This window comes from Pseudomonas fluorescens, assembly GCF_030344995.1.
GTDB classification, from domain to species: Bacteria; Pseudomonadota; Gammaproteobacteria; order Pseudomonadales; family Pseudomonadaceae; genus Aquipseudomonas; species Aquipseudomonas fluorescens_BF.
The window spans coordinates 2,374,263-2,400,434 of record NZ_CP128260.1; the positions used below are offsets into that span (position 1 = coordinate 2,374,263).

At 63.5% G+C, this 26,172-nt stretch carries 10 protein-coding genes (1 of these 10 cut by a window edge); 4 read left to right on the top strand and 6 right to left on the bottom strand.

The genetic code is table 11. From position 1 onward, the window contains the following. From QR290_RS10785 to QR290_RS10795, 3 genes are all read left to right on the top strand, one after another. Positions 1–6,983: the 3' portion of a non-ribosomal peptide synthase/polyketide synthase gene (locus tag QR290_RS10785; RefSeq protein ID WP_289204869.1), read on the top strand. 6,562 nt of this gene lie to the left of the window's left edge; only the last 6,983 of its 13,545 coding nucleotides appear in the window; the start codon falls outside the window, past its left edge; the stop codon is at positions 6,981–6,983. Next, on the top strand, positions 6,980–10,207 hold the full coding sequence (locus QR290_RS10790; protein WP_289204870.1) for a non-ribosomal peptide synthetase: 3,228 nt from the start codon (positions 6,980–6,982) through the stop codon (positions 10,205–10,207). Before QR290_RS10785 ends, QR290_RS10790 begins: the two co-directional genes overlap by 4 nt. 338 nt (positions 10,208–10,545) lie before the next feature. Next, positions 10,546–13,026 carry a TonB-dependent siderophore receptor gene (locus QR290_RS10795; protein ID WP_289204871.1) on the top strand — a complete coding sequence of 827 codons (2,481 nt, stop codon included), beginning with the start codon at positions 10,546–10,548 and terminating at the stop codon, positions 13,024–13,026. Positions 13,027–13,189: 163 nt separating this feature from the next. Here QR290_RS10795 and QR290_RS10800 read toward each other — a convergent pair whose 3' ends face one another. From QR290_RS10800 to pvdM, 5 genes are all read right to left on the bottom strand, one after another. Beyond that, on the bottom strand, positions 13,190–17,365 hold the full coding sequence (locus QR290_RS10800) for an amino acid adenylation domain-containing protein (RefSeq protein WP_289204872.1): 4,176 nt from the start codon (positions 17,363–17,365) through the stop codon (positions 13,190–13,192). Between the two features lie 133 nt (positions 17,366–17,498). Beyond that, positions 17,499–19,160 carry a cyclic peptide export ABC transporter gene (locus QR290_RS10805; RefSeq protein ID WP_289204873.1) on the bottom strand — a complete coding sequence of 554 codons (1,662 nt, stop codon included), beginning with the start codon at positions 19,158–19,160 and terminating at the stop codon, positions 17,499–17,501. A gap of 142 nt (positions 19,161–19,302) precedes the next feature. After that, positions 19,303–20,211 (bottom strand): dihydropyoverdine dehydrogenase, encoded by a 909-nt coding sequence (pvdO, locus tag QR290_RS10810; protein ID WP_115077182.1) that lies wholly within the window; start codon positions 20,209–20,211, stop codon positions 19,303–19,305. 46 nt (positions 20,212–20,257) lie between these two features. Then, entirely contained in the window at positions 20,258–21,538 is a 1,281-nt protein-coding gene (pvdN, locus tag QR290_RS10815; RefSeq protein ID WP_289204874.1) for a pyoverdine-tailoring periplasmic protein PvdN, read from the bottom strand. Continuing rightward, positions 21,535–22,905, bottom strand: a complete 1,371-nt coding sequence (pvdM, locus tag QR290_RS10820; protein WP_289204875.1) for a pyoverdine-tailoring dipeptidase-like protein PvdM — start codon at positions 22,903–22,905, stop codon at positions 21,535–21,537. Before pvdM ends, pvdN begins: the two co-directional genes overlap by 4 nt. 198 nt (positions 22,906–23,103) lie before the next feature. Between pvdM and pvdP the strand changes: the two genes are divergently transcribed. Beyond that, positions 23,104–24,714 (top strand): pyoverdine maturation tyrosinase PvdP, encoded by a 1,611-nt coding sequence (gene pvdP, locus QR290_RS10825; protein ID WP_115077185.1) that lies wholly within the window; start codon positions 23,104–23,106, stop codon positions 24,712–24,714. A gap of 59 nt (positions 24,715–24,773) precedes the next feature. Here pvdP and QR290_RS10830 read toward each other — a convergent pair whose 3' ends face one another. Continuing rightward, positions 24,774–26,168 carry an efflux transporter outer membrane subunit gene (locus QR290_RS10830; RefSeq protein WP_289204876.1) on the bottom strand — a complete coding sequence of 465 codons (1,395 nt, stop codon included), beginning with the start codon at positions 26,166–26,168 and terminating at the stop codon, positions 24,774–24,776. Between the last annotated feature and the right edge of the window lie 4 nt (positions 26,169–26,172).

Below are 26,172 nucleotides of genomic sequence, written 5' to 3' on the forward strand. Positions count from 1 at the left end.
CGATTCAGCAGCAGTTCTTCGAAGATGAAATCCCCGAGCGTCACCACTGGAACCAGTCGGTGCTGCTCAAGCCGAATCAACGGCTGGCGGCCGACAAGCTTGAGCAGTTGCTGCGAGCGCTGGTCATTCATCACGATGCCTTGCGTCTGAGCTTCAGCCAGCAGGGCAGCGTCTGGCAGGCCGAACACCTGGCGGTGGACGCATTGGCGCAAGACCTGCTCTGGCAGGAAACCATTGCCGATATCGCGGAGCTTGAAGCGTTGGGCAACCGCGCTCAGCGCAGCCTCGACCTGCAAAACGGCCCGTTGCTGCGGGCGGTGCTGGCCAACCTGGCTGACGGCACGCAACGTCTGTTGCTGGTGATTCATCACCTGGCAGTGGACGGCGTGTCGTGGCGGATTCTGCTGGAAGACCTGCAAAGCGCTTATCAGCAAGCCATCAACGGTCAGGCCCTGAACCTGCCGGCCAAGACCAGCGCCTTCAAGGACTGGAGCGAACATTTGCAGCGCTACGCCAACGGCCCGGCGTTGCAGGAAGAACTGGCGTACTGGCAGGCCTGCCTGAGCGACGTCAGCACCGATCTGCCAAGCAAACGCCTTGACGCCGGCCAACAGAACCGTCTGGCGCAGACCGTGCAGACTCGCCTCAGCGCGGAACTGACCCGGCAACTGCTGCAAGAAGCTCCGGCGGCCTATCGCACCCAGGTCAACGACCTGCTGCTGACCGCGCTGGCCCGGGTCATCGGGCGCTGGAGCGGGCACGCATCGACCTTGATTCAGCTGGAAGGTCACGGTCGTGAAGAGCTGTTCGACGGCGTCGACCTGACCCGCACCGTGGGCTGGTTCACCAGCCTGTTCCCGGTGCGTCTGACCCCGGCCGAAGGGGCGGGCGATTCGATCAAGCAGATCAAGGAACAACTGCGCTCGATCCCGAACAAGGGCATCGGTTTCGGCGCATTGCGTCACCTTGGCGATGCTCAGGCGCAAGGCAGCCTGAAGGCCTTGCCGACCCCGCGCATCACCTTCAACTACCTCGGCCAGTTCGACGGCAGTTTCGAAGGCGACGATGGCGCGCTGTTCGCGCCGACGCCGGAGAACGCCGGACTCGATCAGAGCCCGGATGCGCCGCTGGGCAACTGGCTGACCCTCAACGGTCAGGTCTATGGCGGCGAGTTGCGGGTGGGCTGGACCTTCAGTCCGGAGCGCTTCGACAGCTCGACCATCGAAGGGCTTGCACGGGATTACGCCGACGAACTCGCGGCGTTGATCGGCCATTGCCTGACCCCGGGAAGCGAAGGCCTGACGCCTTCGGACTTCCCGCTGGCCGGCGTGACGCAGGCGCAGCTCGACACGCTGCCGATCCCGGCGCGGGATGTGCAGGATCTGTATCCGCTGTCGCCGATGCAGCAGGGCATGCTGTTCCACAGCCTGTACGAGCAGCAGGCGGGCGATTACATCAACCAGATGTGCGTGGCCGTCGAAGGCCTGCAGGTCGAGCGCTTCCGCGATGCGTGGCAAGCGGCACTGGATGCTCACGACGTACTGCGCAGCGGTTTTGTCTGGGAAGGTGAGTTCAGCCGTCCGCTGCAAGTGGTGCACAAGGATCTGTCGGTGCCGTTCACTGTGCTGGACTGGCGCGAGCGTAGCGATCTGGACCCGGCCTTGAGTGAACTGGAACAGGCGCAACGGGAGCAGGGCTTCGATCTGCGCAGTGCACCGCTGCTGCGTCTGGTGGTGGTGCAAGTCGCCGCCGCACGCTATCACCTGATCTACACCAGCCATCACATCCTGATGGACGGCTGGAGTAACTCGCAGCTGCTGGGCGAAGTGTTGCAGCGCTACCACGGCGTGGCCCCGGTTGCCGGTGCCGGTCGTTATCGCGATTACATCCAGTGGCTGGCGCAGCAGGACGCGCAGGTCACGGAGAACTTCTGGAAGGGCCAACTGGCCGACTTCGACGCACCGACCTATCTGGCCGACAGCCTGCCACGCACGGACGATTCAACCGTCATCGGGCAAGGCGAATACCTGCTGACCCTGGACACGGTGGCGACCGCTGACCTGAACCGGGTCGCTCGCACGCAGAAAGTCACGGTCAACACCCTGGTGCAGGCGGCGTGGCTGTTGCTGTTGCAACGTTACACCGGCCAGTCGACCGTCAGCTTCGGCGCCACGGTGTCCGGGCGTCCGGCACAGTTGAGCGGGGTCGAGGGGCAGATCGGTCTGTTCATCAACACCTTGCCGGTAATCGCCAGCCCGCGCGCCGAGCAACGGTTGTCCGAATGGCTGCAACAGGTGCAGGCCCAGAACCTGCTGCTGCGCGAGCAGGAACACACGCCGCTGTTCGACATCCAGCGTTGGGCCGGGCAAGGCGGTGAAGCGCTGTTCGACAACATTCTGGTGTTCGAGAACTACCCGATCGCCGAGGCCTTGCAACAGGCCGAATCCCGGGATCTGAAGTTCGGCGAGGCCGACCGTTACGAGCAGACCAGTTACCCGCTGACGCTGATGGTCAACCTCGACGAGCAGATGACCGTGCACTTCGGTTATCAGAACAACCGTTTCGCCGCCAGCTCCGTGGTGAAACTGGCGAGCCAGTTGCAGCAACTGCTGACGCAGATGAGCGTCAATGCCGAGCGTTGCCTGGGTGAGTTGAACCTGCTGGAAGTCGCCGAACAGCAACTGATCTTGCGTGACTGGAACCGTATCGAAAGCACCAACGTCGAGGCGCTGTGCATCCATCAGATGATCGACCGTCAGGTCGCTGCCCAACCGGATGCATTGGCCGTGACGTTTGCACGGCAGGCGTTCAGTTACCGTGAAATCGATGCCCGGGCCAACCGTCTGGCGCACAAGTTGATCGAGTCCGGGGTCGGCCCGGAAGTGCGGGTCGGCGTGGCCATGCAGCGCTCCGACAGCCTGTTGGTTGCTTTGCTCGCCGTGCTCAAGGCCGGCGGCGCCTACGTTCCGCTGGACCCGGATTACCCGGCGGATCGCGTGACCTACATGCTCGAAGACAGCCGTGCCCTGGTGCTGCTGACCGAGACCGAGGTAGCCGCGCAACTCCAGGTCAGCGGCGACACTCAGGTGCTGCGCGTGGATCACCTGGACCTGACGGCTTATGGCAGTCAGGCGCCGACCACCGCCGTGACCGCTGACAACCTTGCGTACGTGATCTACACCTCCGGTTCCACCGGCAAACCGAAAGGCGTGTCGATCACCCATCGCAACGTGCAGGCGCTGATCGACTGGTCGAAGGGCGTCTACAGCCGCGACGATATTCAAGGGGTGCTGGCATCGACTTCGGTGTGCTTCGACCTGTCGGTGTGGGAGCTGTTCGTGACCCTGGCCAACGGCGGCTCGCTGATCATCGCCCGCAACGCTCTGGAACTGCCGAACCTGCCGGCCCGGGATCAGGTGCGCCTGATCAACACCGTGCCGTCGGCAATCAATGCCTTGCAGGACGCCGGCGATATTCCGTCGAGCGTGCGCATCGTCAATCTGGCCGGTGAGCCGCTCAAGCAAAGCCTGGTGGACACGCTGTACCGGCAGGCGAGCATCGCGCACGTTTACGATCTCTACGGCCCGTCGGAAGACACCACCTATTCGACCTGGACCCGTCGCCAGGCGAGTGGTCAGGCGAACATCGGCCGGCCGTTGACCGGCACCGCCAGTTACCTGCTGGGCGCCGACCTGCAACCGGCACCGCTGGGTGTCGCCGCCGAGCTGTATCTGGCTGGCGCCGGGGTTACCCGTGGCTACCTGGGCCGCGCGGCGATGACGGCCGAGAAGTTCGTGCCCAACCCGTTCGCCGGCAATGGCGAACGTTTGTACCGCACCGGTGACCTGACCCGTTATCAGGCCGACGGCACCTTGCAGTACGTCGGCCGTATCGACCATCAGGTGAAGATCCGCGGATTCCGTATCGAACTCGGTGAAATCGAGGCCCGTCTGGTGCAGGTGCCGGGCGTGCAGCAGTCGCTGGTGATCGCGCAGCCGGGGGCGGCGAGCGCGCAACTGGTGGCTTATGTCGTGTTTGCGGATCCGTCCGTGGCCGGCGCCGATGCCAGCACTCAGGGCGCATGGCGTGATGAGCTCAAGGCGCGGCTCAAGGAGCACTTGCCGGACTACATGATCCCGGCCCATTTGCTGTTCCTCGCCAGCCTGCCGCTGACCCCCAACGGCAAGATCGATCGCAAGGCCTTGCCTGGCGTCGAGGCGGGCGCCGCGAGCGGTGAGTTTGTCGCGCCGGTTGGTGCGCTGGAACAGCAGATCGCGACGATCTGGCAGAACGTTCTGGAACTCGATCGCGTGGGGCGTGAGGATCACTTCTTCGAACTGGGCGGCCATTCGCTGCTGGCGACGCAGGCGATCTCGCGCTTGCGCAAACTGAGCAGCAGCCCGTTGAGCCTGCGGGATCTGTTCAACCATCCGCGACTGAAGGACCTGGCGGCCTGGATGAATCAGGCCCAGGCGGATGTCGGCGCGGGCAGTCAAAGCGTGCCGCTCAAGGCTTTCGGCAGTAAACACACGGCACCGTTGTCGCTGGTGCAGCGTCGCCTGTGGGTGGCCGAGCAGTTGTCCGGTGGCAGTTCCGCCTACGGCATGCCGCTGGCCTTGCGCTTGCGCGGCGAGATGTCGGTGGAGCGGTTCGTGAACAGCTTTGCCAAGGTCGTGCAACGGCATGAGGTGCTGCGCACGGCGTACTCCCAGGATGATGAGGGTGATCCGATTGCCGTGATCTGCGAGCAGGTCGAGGTGGATTTCCCGGTCATCGATTTGTCTGGCCTGTCTCGCAGCGCCCAGGAAGAACACGTGGCGCAGGCGGCGCTGGACAATGCCCGTACACCGATCAACCTGGAACAGGCGCCGCTATGGCGTGGACGGATCCTGCATCTGTCAGCCACCGAGCATGTGCTGTTGTTCTCGATGCACCACATCATCTCCGATGGCTGGTCGATGGGCGTGCTGATCAATGAACTGGTGCAGATCCACGAACTGGACAAGATCGGCGACGCGACGCCACTGCCGGCACTCGAGGTGCAGTATTCCGACTTTGCCCTGTGGCAGCAGGCGCTTGAACAGCGCGGGATTCTCGGCCAGCAGGCGGCGTACTGGAAAGAGCGGCTGGGCGGCTACAGCGGCCAGCTCGATCTGCCGCTGGACAAACCGCGCGGGCAGACCGCGTCCTACGACGGCGATGCGGTGCAGTTCCGTCTGACGCCGGACTTGAGCCAGGCCTTGCGCAAGTTGTCGGGTGAAGCCGGCGTGACCTTGTACAGCACGCTGCTGGCGTCGTTCCAGGTGTTGTTGCACCGGTTTGGCGGCGGTGACGATGTGCTGGTCGGCGCCGACGTCGCCGGGCGCGAGCAGCCGGAGCTGGAGCGGCTGATCGGGTTCTTCGTCAACGTGCTGCCGCTGCGCTCGCGCTTCGATGCGCAAACACGGTTCTCGGCATTCCTCGCCGGCACCCAGGACAATCTGCTGGGCGCGCTGGAGCATCAGGACCTGCCGCTGGACATGATCGTCGAGTCCTGTGGCGTGCCGCGCCACAAGGGCATGAACCCGCTGGTGCAGGTGTTGTTCGTAATGAACAACCTGCCGGGACGCACGCAATCGATGGGTGGCCTGAGCGTCGAACCGCTGGCGGCACTGCAGACCCATTCTAAATTCGACATGGCATTGTTCGTTGACGAAGAAGAAGGGCAATTGCTGGGTAATTGGCAATTCGCCACAACCTTGTTCGGACACGAGCGCATTCAGTACCTGGTCAAGGCCTGGATAGCCCTGTTGGAACAGATCGTCGCTGATCAGGACATTCAATTGGGAGCTATCAGCATGCCAGTCGACAACCGCGCAGTGGCCACCGCGCCCACCGCCGCCCCCGGAGCCAAGGCCGACAAGCTCGGCAAGTTCCTCAAACGTTCCGCCACCCCGGTCGCCAGGGTTCGCCCGCAGCCTGTGCGTGAATCGCTGCTGTGCGCGCCACAGCCGTTCCCGCTGCTGATGGAGCCGAACGAGCCGCAACTGGATCTGGTCGAGTGGATCCACCACAACCGGCCCTTGATCGAGCAGAAGCTGGCCGAACACGCCGGCATCCTGTTCCGCGGTTTCGAGCTGGATGGCATCCAGGGTTTCGAAGCCTTCGCCGAAGCGGTCCAGCCGGGGCTGTACGGGCAGTACGGCGACCTGCCGAAGAAAGAGGGCGGCAAGAACACCTATCGCTCCACGCCGTACCCGGAACGCAAGATGATCCTGTTCCACAACGAGAGCTCCCATCAGGATCGCTGGCCGCGCAAACAGATGTTCTATTGCGAAGTGGCCGCGCCGATCGGTGGTGCGACGCCGGTGGTGGATTGCCGGTTGATGTACGAAAAGCTGCCGGCGGACCTGCGCGACAAGTTCGAGTCCAAAGGCTTGCTCTATGTGCGCACCTTCACCGACAACCTCGATGTGTCGTGGCAGCACTTCTTCAAGACCGAAGACCGCGCCGAAGTCGAGGCCCGTTGCAAGGCCGGCGGCATCCAGTGGCGCTGGCTCGACAACAACGAGTTGCAGACCCGCACTCCGGGGCCGGCGGTGATCCGTCACCCGGTCACTGGCGCGAAATCGTTCTTCAACCAGGTGCAACTGCACCACATCTACTGGCTGGAGCCGGATGTGCGTGAAGACCTGCTGTCGATGTTCGGCCTGGAGCGCATGCCGCGTCATGTGTTCTACGGCGACGGCACACCGATCGAAGATGAAGTGATGCAGCGCATCGGCGATCTGTACGAGGAGTGCGCGGTGCGTTTCGACTGGCAGAAGGGCGATGTGATCCTGCTCGACAACATGCTGGTGGCCCATGCCCGCGATCCTTTCGAGGGGCCGCGCAAAATCGTCGTCGCCATGGGTGACATGTACGACCACAGCAGCCTTGCACGCCCGGCGTCGACCGAGCCGAACGCCCAGGACGCATTGAACACCGAGGAAACCGGAGCATGAACGACGTATCGATGGACGCGCAGGATCCGGGTTTCGCCCTGACCCCCGAGCAGCAGGCGCTACTTGAACGGTTGTCGACAACGGCGACTTGCGGTGAGGCGCTGCGCTGGCTGAGTCTGGTCATCGACGGTGATCTCGACCCGCAACGCCTGCAAGTGGCGCTGGACGCGGTGCTGGCACAACAGCCGATGCTGCTGGCGCGGCTGGTCAAGGTGGCGGGCTTCCATGGCTGGCGGCAAAGGGCCGAGGGGGCCGAACGCTTCCCTCTGACGGTGCAGGCCGGCGAGCAGTCGGCAGATGAAGTCCGGGCGCAGATCAAGGAATGGGCAGACCGCGCATTCGTGATCGGTGAATCGCAGAACACCCAGGCCGTGCTGTATCGCCTGGCGCCACAGCAATGGCAACTGGTGCTGGGTGTCGCCCGGCACAGTGCCGATGAACCGACGCTCAAGCTGATCCGCCAGCACCTGCAGCAGGCCTATGGTCAGGCGCCAGCGACGGAAGAGGACGAGGCGGGCGAGTTTGCTCAATACCTGGAATGGCGCAGCGAAGTGGTGCTCGATGAAGACGCGGCCACCGCGCGCACTTACTGGCAGACCCACCTGCACGGCGTGCAGGCTGACACGGCCACGCCATGGCTGGCTTCGCGAATCAGCGGCGACGCTTCGGCAGCTGACGCGCAGCAGTCGTTGACGCTGGAACCCGCGCTGCGTGATGGTTTGCAGCGCCTGGCTGACACGCTGGAACAACCTGTCACCACACTGCTGCAAGGCGCGTGGTGGGTGTTGCTCGCCCGCTTGAGCGGACGTGAGCAGATGCTGGTCGGGGTGCGTCACGACAGCCGGGCCGACTATGACTATTTCGCCGGCGCCACCGGGGTGTTCGAGAAAACCTTGCCGTTGCACGTCGCGTTGCCGGGTACGACAACGTTCAGCCAGTGGCTGGTCGAGCTGAACGCCTCGCTGGAAGAGCAACGCACGTGGCAGGAATACTGGGCACCGGAGCTGGCCGCCGAAGCGGCGCGTCCGGCCTATGGTTTTGCCCTCGGCCACACCCCTCGGACCGAAACGGTCGGCGGCCTGCGCTGGGCGCCGGCTCCTGTTGCGCTCGTTGAACGGGACGCTTTCGAATGGTCGTTGAAGGTCGAACTGAACGACGCTGGCGGCCTGGAAGCATTGCGCCTGAACTTCGCCGGCGACCGTTATTCGACGGCAGCGGCACGAACCGTGCTGGAACAGTTCAGTGTGTTGCTGGCGTCCATCGTCGCCCGGCCGCAGGCCGAACTGGCGCAGCTCGAGCTGCTGGGCGCCGCCGAAACGCGGCGTCTGCTGGGGATCAATCCTGCGATGCAGGCGCTGGCGGACAACCGCTATCTGCCACAACGCATCGCCGACTGGGCGATCCAGACTCCGAATGCCATCGCCTTGACTGACCGCCAGCAACAGCTGAGCTACCGCCAGTTGCAAGAACAGGTCGAACGGTTGGCGCAAGGTCTGATTGCGCAAGGCCTGGGGCGTGAAACCATTGTCGCGCTGGCGCTGCCGCGTTCGACGGATCTGGTAATTGCGATGCTCGCCGCATGGCGCATCGGCGCGGCGTATTTGCCACTCGATGTGCAGTGGCCGCAGGCCCGACAGGCGCTGATGCTGGAACAGGCCGGCGCGAGTTTGTTGCTCACCGATGCCGCGCATCTGGGCGGCTGGGAAGGTCAACCGCTGAAGGCGAGCACGCTGGCCGAGGTGTCCGGGGCGGCAGATGCGCCGCTGCCGGCGCTTGAAACCCGAGGCAACGACATCGCCTATGTGCTGTTCACTTCCGGCTCGACCGGCGTGCCAAAAGGGGTGGTGATCGAGCACCGGCAACTGCTCAACTACACGGCGCAGGCCAGCCAGGCGCTGGATCTCGCGTCGTGCCGCAACGTCGGCTTCAGTTCCACGGTGGCGGCGGACCTGGGCAACACCGCGTTGTTCGGTGCCCTGTTCAACGGTGCGACGCTGCATGTGGCCAGTGATGAGCAGATGCAGGATGGCGCCTTGTTCGCCGACTACCTGCAACAACAGCAGATCGACTGCCTGAAGATCGTGCCTTCGCACCTGGCGGCCTTGCTCGACGGTGAGCGGGCGACGGTGCCGGGCACACTGATTCTGGGTGGCGAACCGATTGCCGCGCCGCTGATCGAGCGCATTGCTCGTCTGCGCAGTGACTGCCGGGTGTTCAACCATTACGGTCCGACCGAAGCCACGGTGGGCGTGCTGGTTCATCCGCTGTCCTTGTCCGGTGACGTTTCGGACTGCGCGGCGTTGAGCCAGGTGCTGGGCAACAATCAGGTTTACGTGCTGGACGCCGATTTGCGGCTGGCGCCAACAGGCGTTATCGGCGAGTTGTATCTGGGCGGCGCGCAGCTGTGCCGGGGCTACCTCAATGCTCCAGTCGATGCACAGACGTTCATTCAGAGCCCGTTCGATCCGGCGCAGCGCCTGTATCGCACCGGTGACCTGGCGCGCTATCGCCCGGATCTGTCGATCCAGTTGCATGGTCGTCGCGATCAGCAGGTCAAGGTGCGCGGGTTCCGCATCGAGCTGGCGGAGATCGAAGCCGAACTGCTGCGTCTGCCGCAGGTGAGCGAAGCCCTGGTATTGCCGGCGGCCTCTGCCGAGCAAGGGCTGCTGGCCTTTGTAGTTGCGCAGGGTGTCGCGAGCGATCTGCCGCAGACGCTGCGCAATGAATTGGCGGCGCGCCTGCCGGGTGTGATGGTGCCGCAACACCTGCAGCTGCTCGAACGCTTCCCGCGGCTGGCCAACGGCAAGATCGATCGCAAGGCCTTGCAGCAGCTGGCCGCGAGTGCGGCGGATGACGAAGGTCAGGCGCCGCGTGATGCGCTGGAACAATTGCTTGCTGCGCGCATGGGGCAATTGCTCGGACTTGAACGGCTGGGCATCGATCGCGACTTTTTTGCAGCCGGCGGCCATTCGTTGCTGGTGATCAAACTGGTGGCGGGGATTCGCAAGCTGTTGCAGTGCGATGTTCATCCGGGACTGGTCTTCGATCATCCGACCGTGGCGTCACTGGCGCTCGCCTTGCGGGCGGTGGAAAGCAGCCCCGGTCAGTTGGAGAAACTCGCCCAGGTGCGTTTGCGCATGGATGCCATGAGCCCGGAAGACAAGGCGCGGCTGGCTGAGCAGGCGCGTCAGTTGCAGGCCGCGAAGGCGGCTCAGAACGGTTGACGTAACAGGTAACAAAAAGGCCGGCGCCTGATGCGTCGGCCTTTTTTTTAATCTTTTGCGTTAATGATAAATAAACTCATTCCGGTTTTTTGCAGGTGCCACGTCTTACTTAGGTATGTGAGCAAATCGGGTCGGGCAGGGTAGCCACAAGCGCCGGAGTTGTTCAGCAAAAAAAGAATTTTCCGTTGTCCCGCCAGTGGACCGCGCCCGGGGAGGGGCCGGTCGATCGCACACCTTGTACGGCCATGGCCGTGCATGGCAGGCGATTCAACTGTGCAGGCGGCGGTGGGCCTGTCGGCCCATCGGACTATCCACTTCGACCAATAATAGAGAGCACGATGTCAGCAATTCATGAGTTGAAACCTCTGTTCAAGGCACTCGTCATGTCCCGCAGCCTGCGTTCGCGCCGAGTGCTGACCGGGCTGGGACTGGTTTGCGTGTTGCCGCTCAGTTCGCAGGTGATGGCTGAAGAGTTCAGCATCAACATCCCTGCGCAATCGCTGCCGCAAGCTCTGCAAGCGTTTGGTCAGCAGACCAACCAGCAAGTGATCTACAACGCCGATGACGTGGCCGGTCTGAAAAGCACCCGTGTCAGCGGCAAGATGAGCCCGCAGGCGGCCATCACCGAATTGCTCAGGGGCACTGGCGTACGCTACAGCTTCGAGGGCAACACCCTGATGCTGGTGCGCGGCACCGCCACCGAAGGCCTGGAGCTGGGCGCGACCACCATCAGCGCACAGCATGCGAACGCGACCACCGAAGGCAGCAACTCGTACACCTCCAACGCCGTGACCATCGGCAAGGGCACCCACACCCTGAAGGAAATTCCGCAGTCGGTCACGGTGATGACCCGTAAACAAATGGACGACCAGGACCTGGTCGACCTCAAGGACGCCCTCAACCAGACCACCGGTGTGGTGGGCCTGCAGGGCGTCGGCAAGGGTCTGATCGTGTCGTCGCGCGGTTTCCAGATCGACGACTGGCAATACGACGGTGTGCCAATCCCGCGTAACACCTACTCGCTGGGCAACTGGGCGACCCAGGACCTGATCTTCTTCGATCGCCTGGAAATCCTGCGCGGTGCCTCCGGCCTGCTGCAAGGCACCGGCAGCCCGGGCGGCGCCATCAACCTGGTGCGCAAGCGCGGCCAGAACGCACCGACCGTGACCGTGACCGGCAAGGCCGGCTCCTGGGATCACTACGGCCTGCAAGTGGACGCGGGCGGCCCGCTGAACCAGGCCGGCACCATTCGCGGCCGTGTCGTCGCTGACCAGGATCAGAGCAACTCCTTCATCGATTACGACTGGAGCCGCACCCTCTCGCTGTATGGCGCGCTGGACATCGATCTGCGCGACGACACCACCCTGGGTCTGGCGGTCAGCCGTTCCGACGGCGATTCGCGTCCGAGCATTCGCGGCCTGCCACGCTACGCCGACGGCAAGATGCCGGACATCAAGCGTTCGACCTACACCGGTTCGCGCTGGAACAGCTCGGACATCGACGTCACGACGGTGTATGCGGATCTTGAACACCGCTTCAACGACGACTGGGCGTTCAAGGTCGGCGCGGTGCAGATGACCGAGAGCAACAAGGCGAAAAACCAGCGGGTACAAAGTGCCGGCGACGGCCTCGAAGCGGATGGCACCGGCGTGCAGTACGCCGACTTCGTGACCGATTTCGACTCCACCAAGGTCGGCCTGGACATGAACCTGAACGGCAAGTTCGAAGCCTTCTCGATGCAGCAGGAAGTCATGCTGGGGGGCAACTTTTCCCAGATCGAAACCGACGACCAGCTCGCCCGTACGTTCAATAACAGCAGCGATACGATCTTCGACCTCAATCACAACCGCCCGGACATCAGCTACGAAAGCCTGATCAGCGCCACAGGTGGTCGCGGCACACTGAGCAAATACGACATTCGCCAGAAAGGTCTGTACGGCACCTGGCGAGTCAAGCCGGTCGACGACCTGACCCTGGTGCTCGGTTCCCGTGTCAGCTGGTACGACTACAGCTACAAATCGAAAACCCAGACGAGCAGCGGCATTACCCCCAACGATCCAAGCACCTCGAACGAAACCGGGGAAGTCACGCCTTACGCCGGTATCGTGTATGACCTGAGCCGCGAATGGGCGGTGTATGCGAGCTACACCGACGTGTTCCAGCCGCAGACCAACCGTGATGCCGGCGGCACCGTGCTCAAGCCGGTGATCGGCAGCAACTACGAAATCGGCCTCAAGGGCGAGCTGATGGACGGGCGGGTCAACACCTCCCTGGCCGTCTTCCGCTACGACCAGGAAAACCGTGCCGTCAACGACATCGCCGGTGGCATGGAGTGCGACGGCTGGTACTGCTCGAAGGCCTCGGGCAAGGTTCGCAGCCAGGGTATCGACGCGGAAATCAGCGGTGAAGTCGTAGAGAACCTGCAGTTGTTCGCCGGTTACACCTACAACACCACCAAGTACCTGGAAGACCCGACCAACGAAGGTCGCGTGTTCAGCACCTGGACGCCTAAACACATGCTGCGCATGTGGGCCAACTACCAGTTGCCTGGCGACTGGAGCCGTGTCAGCACCGGCCTGGGCTTCACTACCCAGAGCCACACGCTGGGTTACGAAGGTACCTACGACGTGGCAGGCTACACCGTGTGGAACGCCCGTGTCGGCTACCAGCTGAGCCCGGAAATCGGTCTGGCAGTGAACGCCAACAACCTGTTCGACAAGAAGTACATCTCGGCCGGCTACAACCAGCTCGATGGCAACAACAACTTCGGTGACCCTCGCAACCTGATGTTCACCGTGAAGTACACCCCGCAGTTCTGATGCACTGACAACTGCTGGATCGAACCGGCCCGCGCCTGAAGCGCGGGCCGGTTTTTTATTGCCTGCGACCAGGGCATTGCCCGAACTGACGCACATCGGAAAACGGACATAAAAAAACGCAGAAGCCTGGCTTCTGCGTTTCTGTTTTTACAGCTCCCGATGATCAGTCGTGCAGTGCGGCCTCACAGGCCAGAAACACCGTTTCGAAGGACTCCAGCAAGGACTCGCCGTAGATCATGCTGCGGTGCGGCAGGGGTGAATGAACCGAGCCCTGCAACTGCCCGCTGACCGTATGTTCGCGCAAGACCTGTTCCGAATGCTGCACCTGTTCCAGCGTCTTGTGGGACAGCGACCACCAGCAACTGGCCTCGACCTTGAGGGTCGGCAGCGCAAACGCATCGAAGGACTTCACCAGGCGATCATGGATGGAGAATGCCTGGGCGTTCATGATTTCCTGACGGATCGCTTCGAGGGTCGCCACCATGTCTTCCTCGCGGGTGGACGCTTGCTGGCTGGCCCAGTGGTAGAAGCCCTTGAGGTCGACTTCCGGGTGGTCGGCGATAAAACGCGCCGCCGGCTCTTCCAGGTGGGCGAACATCAGGCTGAACATTTCCACGGCGACCGACAGTTCGTTGCGCGCACTGAAGTGGTCCGGGTTGTCTTCCTCCAGCGGTTTGCGCGGCACATCCGCCGGCAGTGCGCTGTCCGGCAGCGTGGTGTCGACCAGACCGAGGAACGTCACGCGCTTGCCCTGGCGCTCCAGCTCGGCGGCAACGTCCATGGCAATCGCGCCGCCCAGCGACCAGCCCATCAGTCGATAAGGACCGACGGGCTGTTTTTCAACGATCTGCTGGGTGTATTCGGCGACCATTTCCGCCCAGGTCTGGGCGTTCGAATCCTTGTCGGCAAACCCTTTGTGCATGACCCCGAAGGTGCGGGCATGGGGACTCAGGCGTTTGGCCAATGGCTGATAGCAGAACACGATGCCGCCGCTGGGGTGCAGGCAGAACAGCGGCGGGGCGGAAGAACCCGCAGTGCTGAGCTCGACCACGCATTGCGCCTGCTGCTGGTGCTCCAGGGCGATGAATCGCGCGAGCGCTTCGATCGTCGGGTGAGCGAGCATCTGTTGCAGCGCCAGTTTGATGCCGAGCCGTGCCTTGAGCGCAGCGATGAACTGGATGGCCAGAATCGAATGCCCGCCCAGTTCGAAGAAGTTGTCGTCGAGGCCCACCCGCTCGACCTTCAGCGACTCCTGCCAGAGTTCGGCGAGGGCTTTTTCCAGCGCTGTTTCGGGCGCATTGAACGCGGCTTGTGTCTGGCTGACGTCCGGCAACGGCAGGGCTTTGCGATCCAGTTTGCCATTCGGGCTGACGGGCATGGCGTCCAGCACCATCAGATGGCTGGGCACCATGTACGCGGGCAAGCGGCTTCTGAGATCGGCCTTGAGGGTGTCGCGCAGTTCGGCGCGTTGGGTGTCGTTCAAGGCGTCACCGGCGCTGGCCACGACATAACCGGTCAGTTGCAGGCCGGCGGAGCCTTCTCGCGCGATGACCAGCGCTTCGCGTACGGCCGGGGATTGCAGCAGGCTCGTTTCGATTTCACCGAGTTCGATGCGGAACCCGCGAATTTTCACCTGGTGGTCGAGACGGCCGACGTATTCGATGACGCCGTCGGCGCGATGACGGGCCAGGTCGCCGGTGCGGTAGAGACGCCCGCCATCACGACTGAACGGGTCAGGCATGAACCGTTCGGCCGTCAGTTCCGGTCGCTTGAAGTAGCCACGGGCCAACAGCTCGCCGCTGATCACCAGTTCGCCGACCACGCCCACCGGCACCGGTTGCCCACCGGCGTCGAGCAGGTAGATGGCGCGCCCGCCCAGCGGGCGTCCGATCGGCATGCTGCGGGGCAGGGCGGTGAGCCCGGTGACGTAGTCGCTGCAATCGAGCACGGTCGAGCTGACGGTGGTTTCCGTCGGCCCGTAGGTGTTGAGCAAGCGCACATGGCCGAGACCGGCCTGACCCCAGGCCGCGACACCTTCCGGCGGCATGGCCTCGCCACCGACGATCACCATTCGCAGGCCGGCATAGTCGCGCTCGCCGGCGGCAGCGAAATCCCGAGCCAGCATGTTCCAGTAGGTGGTCGTCAGGTCGCTGACGGTGAATCGCTTGTCGAGCAACTGGCGATACCAGGTTTCGCTGTCCCAGATGTCCGGCCCGCGCAATACCACCGAAGCGCCACAGATCAGGGCCGGGTAAAGCTGTTCGACAAAGGCGTCGAAATTGAACGTGGCAAATTGCAGGGAGCGATCCTGCGGCGTCAGGCCGAGGAATTCCAGGGCGACCCGGGCATGCCGGGTCAGCGCGCCCTGAGTGATGCCCACGCCTTTCGGGCGCCCGGTGGAGCCGGAGGTGAACATCACGTAGGCGAGGTTGTTGCTCTGTGTACGGCAAACGGGGTTGTCGCTGCGCTGCGCCTCAAGCAGGTCGAGTTCATCGACGCACAGGACGCTGACCGCCGGCACCGCAGGCAGGCATTCGAGCAGCGAACGCTGGGTCAGCAGGACGCTCAGGCCGCTGTCTTCGATCATCCACGTCAGGCGATCCTGCGGGTAATCAGGGTCGAGCGGAACGTACACGCCCCCGGCCTTGAGCACCGCCAGCAGGCTGATGATCATCTGCGCCGAACGTTCCACAGCGATGCCCACCCGAACTTCCGGGCCGACTTCACGCTCGATCAGCCTGTGCGCCAGTGCGTTGGCCGCCGAGTTGAGCCGGGCGTAGCTCAGTTGCACGTCGTCGCAGATCAGCGCGATCGCGTCCGGGGTGGTTGCGGCCTGGCGTTCGAACAACTGGTGCACGCCTTCGGCGGGTAGCGCGGCGGCGGGCGGGTTCCATTGCTCAAGCTGCGTGCGCTGTTCGTCCTCGCTCAACAGCGGCAGTTCGCCAAGGGCGCGGTTCGAGTCTTCGGTGAGGGCCATTAGCAGATTCTGCCAGTGCCCGGCCAGCCGCTCGATGGTCGCCGGGGTGTACAAATCGCTGCTGTATTCGATGTTGGCGTCGAGCCCGCGCAACGAATAGCTGACGTCCAGCGACAGGTCGAATTTCGCCTGACGGGTGCCGCTTTCAAGGAAGTCCAGCGCCAGATCGCCCAGCGTCAGCGGCACCGCGCTGGCCGCGTCGGTGCGCCAGTTGAACAGCACTTGAAACAGCGGATTGACCTGCTGGCTGCTCTGCAACTGCAGGTCGTCGAAGCTCAATTCCAGTGGGTAGTCGGCGTGATCCAGCGCGGCCAGGGTTTCCTGGCGCAGGCGCTGGAGGAAATCCCTGGCCGGCGATTGCGGGTCGATGCGTACACGGTAGACCTGGGTGCTGACAAAGAAGCCCACCAGCTCCTGGGTTTCGCTGCGATTGCGCGTGGCGTTGGGCACGCCCACGGTGAAGTCATGCTGGCCGCTGTAGCGCGCGAGCAGCAGTTGCCAGGCGCCCAGTGCGACCACGAACGGTGTCAGGCCCTGTTGCTGGCAGAACCGGTTGAGTGTTTGGGCCAGAGGCGTCGGCAGGCTGAAATCATGTTTGCCCGCCGGATGGCTGTGCTGCTCGCTGCGGGGGAAGTCCACGGGCATGTCGAGGGGCGGCAAGGCCTGTCCGAGGTAGTTCTGCCAGTACTCGGCGCTGGCACGGCACGCGGCACTGTCGAGGTATTCGCCACGCTGCCACGTCGCGTAATCGGCGTATTGAATGCCCGGACGGCGCAGCGGTGAAAGGTCGCCGGCACCGGCGCGTGCATAGGCCTGTCCCAGATCCTGCAGGAGAATCGCGTTGGACCAGGCGTCCGACGCGATGTGGTGCATGTTCAGCAACAGCACGTGCTCATCGTCCGCGACCTGCAGCAGCGTCGCCCGGATCAACGGGGCCAGGCCCAGATCGAATGGCCGGCCGGCTTCGCTGTGAATGCGGCGGGTGACCTGTTGTTCCCGTTGCTCGGCGTTCAGGTCGCGCAGGTCTTCATGGCCCAGCGTCAGTGTGGCTTGTTCGTCGAGCACCTGCATGGCGATGCCGTCGATCTCGACGATGGCGCTGCGCAGGATGTCATGGCGCTCGATGACCTTGTTCAGCGCCGCTTCCAGGCGCGAGGGTTGCAGCTCGCCTGTGATGCGCACGGCGCGCGGCAAGTTGTAGGCGGCGCTGTCGGGGTTCAGTTGCTGCACGAACCACAATCGCTGCTGGGCGAAAGAGAGCGGTGCCGGGGCCGGACGGGCGCGGGCAGGAATGCCTTGGGAATGTTCGCCGGCATCTGCCATCAGCAGCGCCAGTACCTCATCATCGAGTAAGTCGTTCATCGGGCTCTCGGGGGTGGACGGCGCTGTGGTCGCGGACGGAGTGGTCGGCCGTCGCGACCACGGCGCTGGACATTCAGGTGAAAGCCGCCGGGACGCGACGTCCGGGCGGCTGAAGGTGTTCGAAGGTGAAAGCTCAGGCGGTGGCGAGCGGCTTTTTCTGGGTCACGACCCGGCCACCCTCCATGCGCACCAATTGATCGGCGATGTCGAAATAACGGTCGTCGTGGGAGATCACGATGATGGTCTTGCCCAGGCTTTTCAGCTCGGGCAGCAGTTCGGTGTAGAAGATCCGGCGGAACGCCGGGTCCTGGTCCGCCGCCCACTCATCGAACACCAGCACCGGGCGTTCCTCCAGCCAGGCATTGATCAGCGCCAGGCGCTTGCGTTGTCCGGTGGACAGGTCGGTGGTGCTGAACACGCCGTCCTGGATACTCACCTTGTGAGCGATCTCCAGACGTTCGAGGTAGCGGCCGGTGTCCGCCGGTACTTGCTGATCGCCTTGCACCAGTTCATCGAACAGGTAGTAGTCGGCAAAGATCGTGGTGAACAACTGGCGGTAGTCATCGCGGGCCTTGGCGTCGACCACCTGGCCATTGAGCAGCACTTCGCCGCGTTGTGGGGCGTAAAGGCCCAGCAGCAGCTTGATCAGAGTGGTCTTGCCACCGCCGTTTTCACCGACTATGAACACGATGTCGCCCTGGGCGATGTTCAGGTTGACCGGGCCCAGTTCGAACGCGGCGCTGCCTTTGACCGGCGGGAACGCGTAATGGACGTTGTGCATTTGCAATTGCTGCACGGCGGTCTTGTTTGCCGGCGCCGATTCACGCAGCAACAGGTGCGGCTCCGGCGAGGAGAACTGTTCCGCCAGTTCGGCGATGCGCTTGAAGGCGATGTTGGCGCGGCTGACCACGGGCAGGGTGGTGACCAGGTATTCCAGTGGCCCTTTCATGTACAGCAACACCAGCACGAAGCCGCTGAGCACGGCCTTGTCGGTGCCCAGCCAGAACGATTGCAGGGCCAGGGCCAGGCCGATCACGACGAAGAACAGCATCGAGCCGAAGGTCTTGGCGACGACGAAGGTGTTGATCGAGCGAATGTGAGTGTTGCAGATCGAATCCGCCGTGCCTTCGATGCGCTGGCTGAACATGCGCTGGCGGCGGGGGCGGTGAATCCGCAGTTCCTTGGCGCCGGCGGCGATGGCGCTGTAGTGCTTCTGCAATTCGTCCTCGGCCTCGCGGGCCTGTTCGAAGCCTTTGATGCCACGGGCGCGGGCGATGTACTGGACCACGGTGCCGATCACGATGGCCACCAGCAGCAGGGCGAACATGGGCAGCGACAGGTAGGCCAGATACCCCAGGCAACCCAGCGTGACCGTGAAGGCGATGGCCAGCGGCGCGAAGGAAAAGGCGAAGTCGCTGACGGTGTCGACGTCGTGGGTCAGCACCGGAATCAGGCGATGGCTGCGAAACCGCTCGATCTGTTCGATGGGGGCCAGCAGAACTTTCTCGCCCAGGGCTTTGCGCAGGCCGGCAATGATGTGCTGGCCGACGTGGTTGGTGCCGATGTCCGACAGGATCGAGCACAGCAGGGCGGCAACGCATAGCCCGGCGAAGGTGAGCAGTACGTCCGTCGACGGGGTGGTCGCACCGTTCAAGGCTTTGTTGATGGTCGCCAACAGGGCGGTGACGCTGACTCCACCGAGCATGCCGAGGAGGATCGACACCACCACGACGACCCGGTAAGGCTTGAGCAGGCCGAGGACTTCACTGATGGCTCCGCGGGATTTTGTGGTCATGGAGGTTTCCGCTTCTAGTGCCCGCAAGGGCAACGTTTCAAGGATTGGGCTGGTTAAAAGACGAAACCCGCGGGCAGCGATTTAGCCACCCACGGGTTTATCGAGGACTCAGGCGACGAGCGAGAGGGCTCTGCCCGGGCTGTTACAGATCCCGCGCCACGCGAAAACCGATCCAGTCACCACGGGTGTCGCTGTAGGTCGCGTTGCGGTTGCCGGAGCGGGAAAACACCGGCGCTTCACCCCAGTCGTTGCCACGGATACGGCGGACCTTGCAGTTGCCGGTCGTGATGGCGCTGCCGTCGCTCGGGGCGCCTTCGTAGTCTTCGTTGTAGCAGTCGGCCGTCCATTCGTAGATGTTGCCGTGCATGTCATAGACGCCAAAGGCGTTGGCCGGGAAGCTGCCTGCCGGGGCGGTGAAGTTGTAGCCGTCAGCGGCGCCGTAGGTGTTGGCGTGTTTGGCGATGCTGTATTCCTTGCCTTCGTCGAAGGGGAACGGGAACGGCCCGGTGCTGCCGGCGCGTGCCGCGTATTCACGCAGGGATTCACTGACCAGGCGGTAGGTCTTGCCGGTTTTCTTCGACAGCCACGCCACATAGTCGTTGGCTTCGTTGAAATCCATGCACACCGCTGGATGGCGGTCGGTGTACTGCTTTTTCGGATCGCTGCCCTGGTAGTCCGGGATCCCGGCCTTGCACGCGCGGCCGGGGCGCTTGTCGCCATCGGGCATCTTGTAGCCGGTGTCGCTCAGGTAGGCATCCCATTGCCCCTTGAGCACCTGGAAACGGCTGATGGCCAGCGGCTTGGCGAAGGTCACAGGGTGCATCGGGCCTTCGTCCGGCTCACGACCGACTTCGTCGTCCGGGGTGCCCATGGTGAATGTGCCGGTGGGCAGAACGACCATTTCCGGGCAGTCCTTGCAGTCCTTGAACACGGTTCCCGGTCGGGACGGTTCGGCAGCCTGCGCCAGCCCCGGCAGCAGGCTGGCGAGCAGTGCGGCAAGGGTCAGCGCGGGGAGCGCCTTCAAGGAAAAACTACGCAGCTCACTGTTCATCGGTTCTCTCGTAAACAGGTGGAAAGGAATTCGTGGCGGCAGGCGCCTACAGCTGGGTCGCCAGCAGTTTAATGAAACGGTCGATCTGGCCTTCGTCGTTGAGCAGGCACGGTGCGCAGCGCACCACCGGTCCGACATCGCGCTCCACGGCATCGGCGACCACCCGGTTCTGCATCAGGAACGCGGCGATCTTGTCGCAGTCCTTGCCCTTGACCCGGAAGAACGTGAAACCGGCGGACAGCTGCGGGCTCAGTGGCGTGACGAGTTCGATCTGCGGGTGTTCCAGCAGGCGTTTTTTCAGGTAGCTGTTGAGGGCGTGAATGCGCGCCTCGACCTCGGCCTTGCCCAGTTGCAGGTGCAGCTTGAAGGCTTCGTCCAGCGCCCAGCGGTGTTCGAAGGAATGGTAGCCACCGGGGGTCATGGTGGTGGAAAACGCCGTGGCCTCGGAGAAGGTCGGGGTGATCGGCGTGACATATTTCACCTCTTCGAAACGACTGCAGACGATGCCGGTACCTCGAGGGCCGAACATCCACTTGTGGGTGCCGGCAACGAAGAAGTCGCAGTTCATGTCCGGGAAACTCAGGTTGTCCACGCCGAAGCCGTGCACGCCGTCCACCACGTAGATGATCCGGTCGCCATCGCTGCGCCCGCGGTTGTGCTTGTCGACGATGGCGCCGATCTCGCCGATAGGCAGTTTCATGCCGCTGCCCGAATGCACCCAGCACATGCCCAGCACCCGGGTTTCGGGGCGGATGCTGCTGTCGATGGCGGTGAGAATCTCGGCTTTGGTCGCCGTGTTCGGATCCTTGAACAGACGGATCTTGCGCACTTTGGTGCCTTCACGCTCCTTGCGCAGGGCCAGGATCGTGTGGGTGGCGTAGTGCTCGTGGGCAGTGGTGAGGATTTCCTGATCGGGGCGCACATGCACGCCGCCGTAGATCATGGTCAGGCCTTCGGTGGTGCTGCCGGTCAGGGCGATCTGCTTCGGATTGGCCTGCAGGTAGCGACCGGCCCAGACCCGCACGTTTTCCTCACGCTCTTCGATCACGCCCAGGTCCCAGTCCATGGCCAGGCCGGGGTTCTTGTCGAGGGCGGCGCGATGGCGCTCGATGGCCTCGCGCACCGGTTTGGGGTGAGTGGTGATCAGGAAGTTGGAGAAGTGCAGGTACGCCGGATCCTGATCGAACAGCTGCCGCAATTGCGTCCATTTATCCCCGGACGCAGCGGGTGCGGCTGCCGCTTCGGCGATCGCTGGCAGACTGGCGCCCAGCGGCAATGCGGCAGCCAGCATTCCGGCCTGTTTCAGAAACTCGCGACGATTGCTCATGGCTTGGCCGCTTCCCGTGCAGTGGCCAGGGCCGGCTTGGCGGCTTTCTCGACCTGATCCCAGACCCGCAGGAAGTTGCCGCCCCACAGCTTGGCGATGTCGGCTTCGGAGTAGCCGCGCGACAGCAGTTCGGCGGTGACGTTGCGGATCTCGCCGACGTTTTCGAAGCCTTTGACGCCGCCGCCTTCATTGAAGTCGGAGCTGATGCCGACATGGTCGATGCCGATCTTGCGCACCGCGTATTCGATGGCGTCGCCCAGGTCTTTCAGGCTGGCTTTCGGTTCGTCTTCGAGGATGGCGTAGAGACGGCTGGCGTACAGCCCGAACTTCTGCTCGGTCCATGCGGAAATGATCGGATCGCCCGGCATCAGGGCCATGGCCAGGTTCGGCAGGGGCGGCAGGTCGAACTCTTTGCGCAGTTCGTTGAGCCGGTCCTGGGTGGTCTGGGTCAGCGGGCGCAGGTATTGCGAGAACGCCACGATCTGTACCACGCCGCCGGTGTTCTTGATCAGTTGCATTTCCTTGTCGCTGAGGTTGCGCGGGATGTCCACCATTGCCCGCGGTGCCGAATGCGAGGCCACCAGCGGGGTGCGGCTCAGTTGCGCAACCTGCTCCAGCGCTTTGGTCGACATCTGTGACACGTCGATGATCACGCCCAGGTCGTTCAGGCGTTTGACCGCTTGCTTGCCCAGGTCCGACAGACCGTCGAGGGCGTCCGGCGAATCATTGAGGAACGGCAGCGGGCGCGACGAGTCGGCCCAGTCGTTGTTGCCGATGTAGCTGAAGCCGAACATGCGCATGCCGCGCGCCGTCCACAGGTCCAGCAGGTTCAGGTCGTGACCCAGCGGGTAGGCGTTGAGCATGCTGATGAAGATGGCGAACTTGCCTTCGCCGTGCAGGCGGCGCATGTCGTCCGGGGTGTAGGCGATGGCGACCTGATTGGGGAAGTCGCGCACCATGCCGGAGATGATCCTGTAGCGGATTTCCTGCTGGTTGCGCGCCTCGTCGATGAACCCGGCGGTAGGTTTGTGCGGCGCGTCAGGGCCGTTCCACATTTCCGGCCAGCCGAAGATGGTCAGCGCCGCGCCGGAGAGCTGGCCACGGTTGACCTTGGCCAGGTCGAACTGACCCTTGCCGTCCTTGTCGGCCTCGTTGCCGTCGGTGCCGAAGTTCTGCATCAGACTGATGTGGCTGTCGAACGACAGCATGCGCTCGTGCAGTTCGGCGGCCTGCTTGACGACTTTGACCGGGTAGCCCAGATCGTCCTTGAACCAGTGTTCCCAGACTGCGAAACCAGCACCGGCGGTGATCGCCAGAGCCAGCGGCAGGCCGATGAAAAGAGCCTTTTTCGAACGTGGTTTTGTCATTGCCAATCTCAGTCAGGTTCGCCATCGAGGTGCAGGCGCGAGGGCCTTTGCTATCTGGGAAGAACGACTGGCAACCGTGGAAATTTAGTGGGGCGGGGCGGGGTCGATAAGCCTGGGGTGACGGGCGCTTAAATTTGCCGCCGCAACAAACGTTCTAGCTTGGATAAAGCCTGCTTCATGGCTGACACAGGTAGGGCAATGAAGATTTCTCGACGATGGTTCATGGCAGGCCTGGCGCTGACCGGCGCTGCTGTGCCTGCGGCTTATTTTGGGCATCGTGAATGGACGAAGCCGGATCCGACGATCACCCCCGGCGAGGCGTCTTTCGACGTCGCCGACGTCGCCGGGCAACGCCTGGCGAATGCCTTGCGCGGGGTCTGGGACATCCGTTTCGAAGGCCGTGACGCGGGCCTTGAAGGGCTGCCGGCGAATGGCTTGCAGGTGTTTCTCGACATCGGCCAGAAAGGCCGGGGTGTCTGCGGATTTCTCGACACGCCGGCGCGTCTGCGCTCCGGCGAAACACCTCGTTACCGAATTCTTGGCGATCTTGCCGGTGCTGATGCCGCGAAGCTGAGCTGGCGTCTGATCAGTGCCGACGGCCGGATCGACTATGAACTGGAAATGATCCTTGACGAGGTCTGGGCCGACTTCGGCAATGCCGGTAGCGGCACCCTCAGTGGCAAGGCCTTGCGCCTAGATCGGCCATTGGCCTTGCCGGCGCAGGATAACGGTTTCGTCGCGGTCAAGCGGCTGTTTCCCGAGGCCCGCGAACGCACACCGCTGAATCCGACCTTGCTGGCCTGGCTGATCTCGCCCGAGCATCGCCTGTTTCACCAGCTGTGGCATGCGACCCGGGACAAGTGGCACACCTTGCCCGAGGACAAGCGTGAAGCCCTGCGCGGCATCGGCTGGCAGCCGGGGCCACGGGACAAGGAGCGCGATGCTCGTGGGCCGCGCAAGGATCGCAATGGCTCGGGTGTCGATTTCTTCTTCATGCACCGGCACATGCTTGGCACTGCACGCTCGATGCAGGATCTGCCGTCCTGGGAGTATTTTCCGTTGCCGCAGCCGGAGCTGATCCGCGACCGCGCCGGCTTCGCCCGCTACTTCGACAACCATGACGGCACGGCCCTGCCGCCGACCTGGTTGGCCGACGGTGACAACGAATACAGCCAGTGGGTCAGCGATATCAAGACCGCCGAGACTTACGAAAGCAACTTCCAGGTCTGGGAGTCGCAGTACCGCGATCCGGCCTATCTGGCCAGACTCACCCTGGGCCAGTTCGGCTCCGAAGTGGAGCTGGGACTGCACGACTGGTTGCACATGCGCTGGGCTTCGGTGCCGCGTGATCCGTCCAACGGCCAGCCGGTGCCGTTCGCCCGGGATCCGGCGGATTTCGCGCAACGCTGGTTTGGCCCGCAGAATGATTTTCTCGGCGATCCGTTCTCCTCCCACGTCAACCCGGCCTTCTGGCATTTCCATGGCTGGATCGATGACCGGATCGAAGACTGGTTCCGCGCCCACGAGCGTTTCCATCCGGGCGAGGTTTCGCGCCTGGTGGTCAACGGCGTGCCTTGGTTTGCTCCGGGTCGCTGGGTGGAGGTCGATGATCCGTGGCTGGGGCCGGTTACCCATGGTTGCAGCACCACGCCGGGCCTGCAGGTCGGCAAGACCGTGGAGATGGACCCGGAAACCATGAAGCTGGCGCTGCGCATCACCTTTCTCAATGACGAGAAAAAACTCGCCGCGCTGTTCCGCCGCGTGCCGCAACGGCCGTGGTATGCGCGCAACCTGAAAGCCAAGGCATAAAAAAAGGATCGCAACCTGTGTCAGGTTGCGATCCTTTTCCGTTTGTGCGAATCAGTGCTTCAGCGAATCTCCCAACTGCCTCCCAATGCTTTGTACAGCGCGATGCTCGCCTGCATCCGCGACAGGCGCAGTTGCACGTTCTGATCCTGTGCTGCGTAGAGCGTGCGCTGGGTTTCCAGAACCGTCAGCAGATCTTCGGCCCCGGCCTGGTAGCGGCTCTGGGCGATGTTGAAGGCGGTCTGGGCCTGATTCAGTTCTTCGGTCTGCCACTGCCGTTGCTCATCGAGTCCGCGAATGCTGTTGAGGGCTTTTTCCACGTCGGCAAAACCATTGATGATCGCGCCGCGATAGGTTTGCAACAGCTCGTCCTGGCGGGCCCTGGCCTTGTCGCGTTCGGCGCCGAGGCGGCCGTTGTTGAAGATCGGGGCGACGAGGCCGCCGGTCAGGTTATAGAACGGGCTGCGCAGCACGTCGCCGATCTGGTTGGCACCCGAGCCGAGGTTGGCGGTCAGGGTCAGCTTGGGAAGCATCGCCGCGCGGGCAACGGTCACGTCAGCCTCGGCCGCCGCCAGTTGCGCTTCGGCGCGGGCGATGTCCGGGCGCCGGGTCAGCAGATCGCTCGGCACGCCGCTGGCGATCTCCGGCCATTGCATCTGCTCGAACGATTCGACACTGGGCGGCAGTTGCTGCACGGGACGGCCGAGCAGGGCGGCGAGGCTGATCCGCGCGTCCTCGGCCTGTTGCTGCACGGTGGGCAACTGGCGTTGCTGCGCCGCCACCAGGCTTTTCTGCTGGGCCAGTTCCAGTGCGGTGGCGGAGCCGGCATTGAAGCGGGTCTGCACCAGTTGCAGGACGTTTTGCGCGTTGGTCAGGTTGAGTTCGGCGATGCGGCTCTGTTCGCGCAGCGACAGGACTTGCGCATAACTGTTGGCTACGCTGCTGAGCAGGGTCAGCTCCACCGTGGCCCGGTCGAATTCGCTGGCTTGCAGGCTGAACCGGGCGCTGTCCCGGGAGGCCCGGTTGCCGCCCCAGAAATCGATTTCGTAACTGGCACTCAGGCCGGCGTCGAAATAATCCACGGCTTTGTTGCTGTTGTTGGCATCGAGCTGGCTGTACCCGTTGCCGCGCAACAGCTTCTGCCGATTGGCATTGGCCGTGGCTTGCACTTCGGGCAACTGCGAACCGCCGGCGATGACGGTGTCGGCGCGGGCCTGACGCACCCGGGCAATGGCGGCGGCCAGGTCGTAGCTGCCGACCTGGGCTTGCCCGATCAATTGATTGAGTTGGGGACTGGAGAACCGGGTCCACCAGCGCGCTTCGTCGCGCGCACGGTTGTCGAGGTGGGGCGATTGCCAGGTCGCGGGCGGCTGCACGCCGCTGTCCGGACGCTGGACGGGACTGCCGCAGGCGCTGAGCAACAGGCATACGGTCAACAGGCTGAGGCGCGGTTTCATAGAT

Excerpts from the sequence above, each read along its gene's own strand:
- QR290_RS10790 (WP_289204870.1), top strand. The coding sequence starts at position 6,980 with ATGAACGACGTATCGATGGACGCGCAGGATCCGGGTTTCGCCCTGACC.
- QR290_RS10795 (WP_289204871.1), top strand. The coding sequence starts at position 10,546 with ATGTCAGCAATTCATGAGTTGAAACCTCTGTTCAAGGCACTCGTCATG.
- QR290_RS10800 (WP_289204872.1), bottom strand. The coding sequence starts at position 17,365 with ATGAACGACTTACTCGATGATGAGGTACTGGCGCTGCTGATGGCAGAT.
- QR290_RS10805 (WP_289204873.1), bottom strand. The coding sequence starts at position 19,160 with ATGACCACAAAATCCCGCGGAGCCATCAGTGAAGTCCTCGGCCTGCTC.
- pvdO (WP_115077182.1), bottom strand. The coding sequence starts at position 20,211 with ATGAACAGTGAGCTGCGTAGTTTTTCCTTGAAGGCGCTCCCCGCGCTG.
- pvdN (WP_289204874.1), bottom strand. The coding sequence starts at position 21,538 with ATGAGCAATCGTCGCGAGTTTCTGAAACAGGCCGGAATGCTGGCTGCC.
- pvdM (WP_289204875.1), bottom strand. The coding sequence starts at position 22,905 with ATGACAAAACCACGTTCGAAAAAGGCTCTTTTCATCGGCCTGCCGCTG.
- pvdP (WP_115077185.1), top strand. The coding sequence starts at position 23,104 with ATGAAGATTTCTCGACGATGGTTCATGGCAGGCCTGGCGCTGACCGGC.
- QR290_RS10830 (WP_289204876.1), bottom strand. The coding sequence starts at position 26,168 with ATGAAACCGCGCCTCAGCCTGTTGACCGTATGCCTGTTGCTCAGCGCC.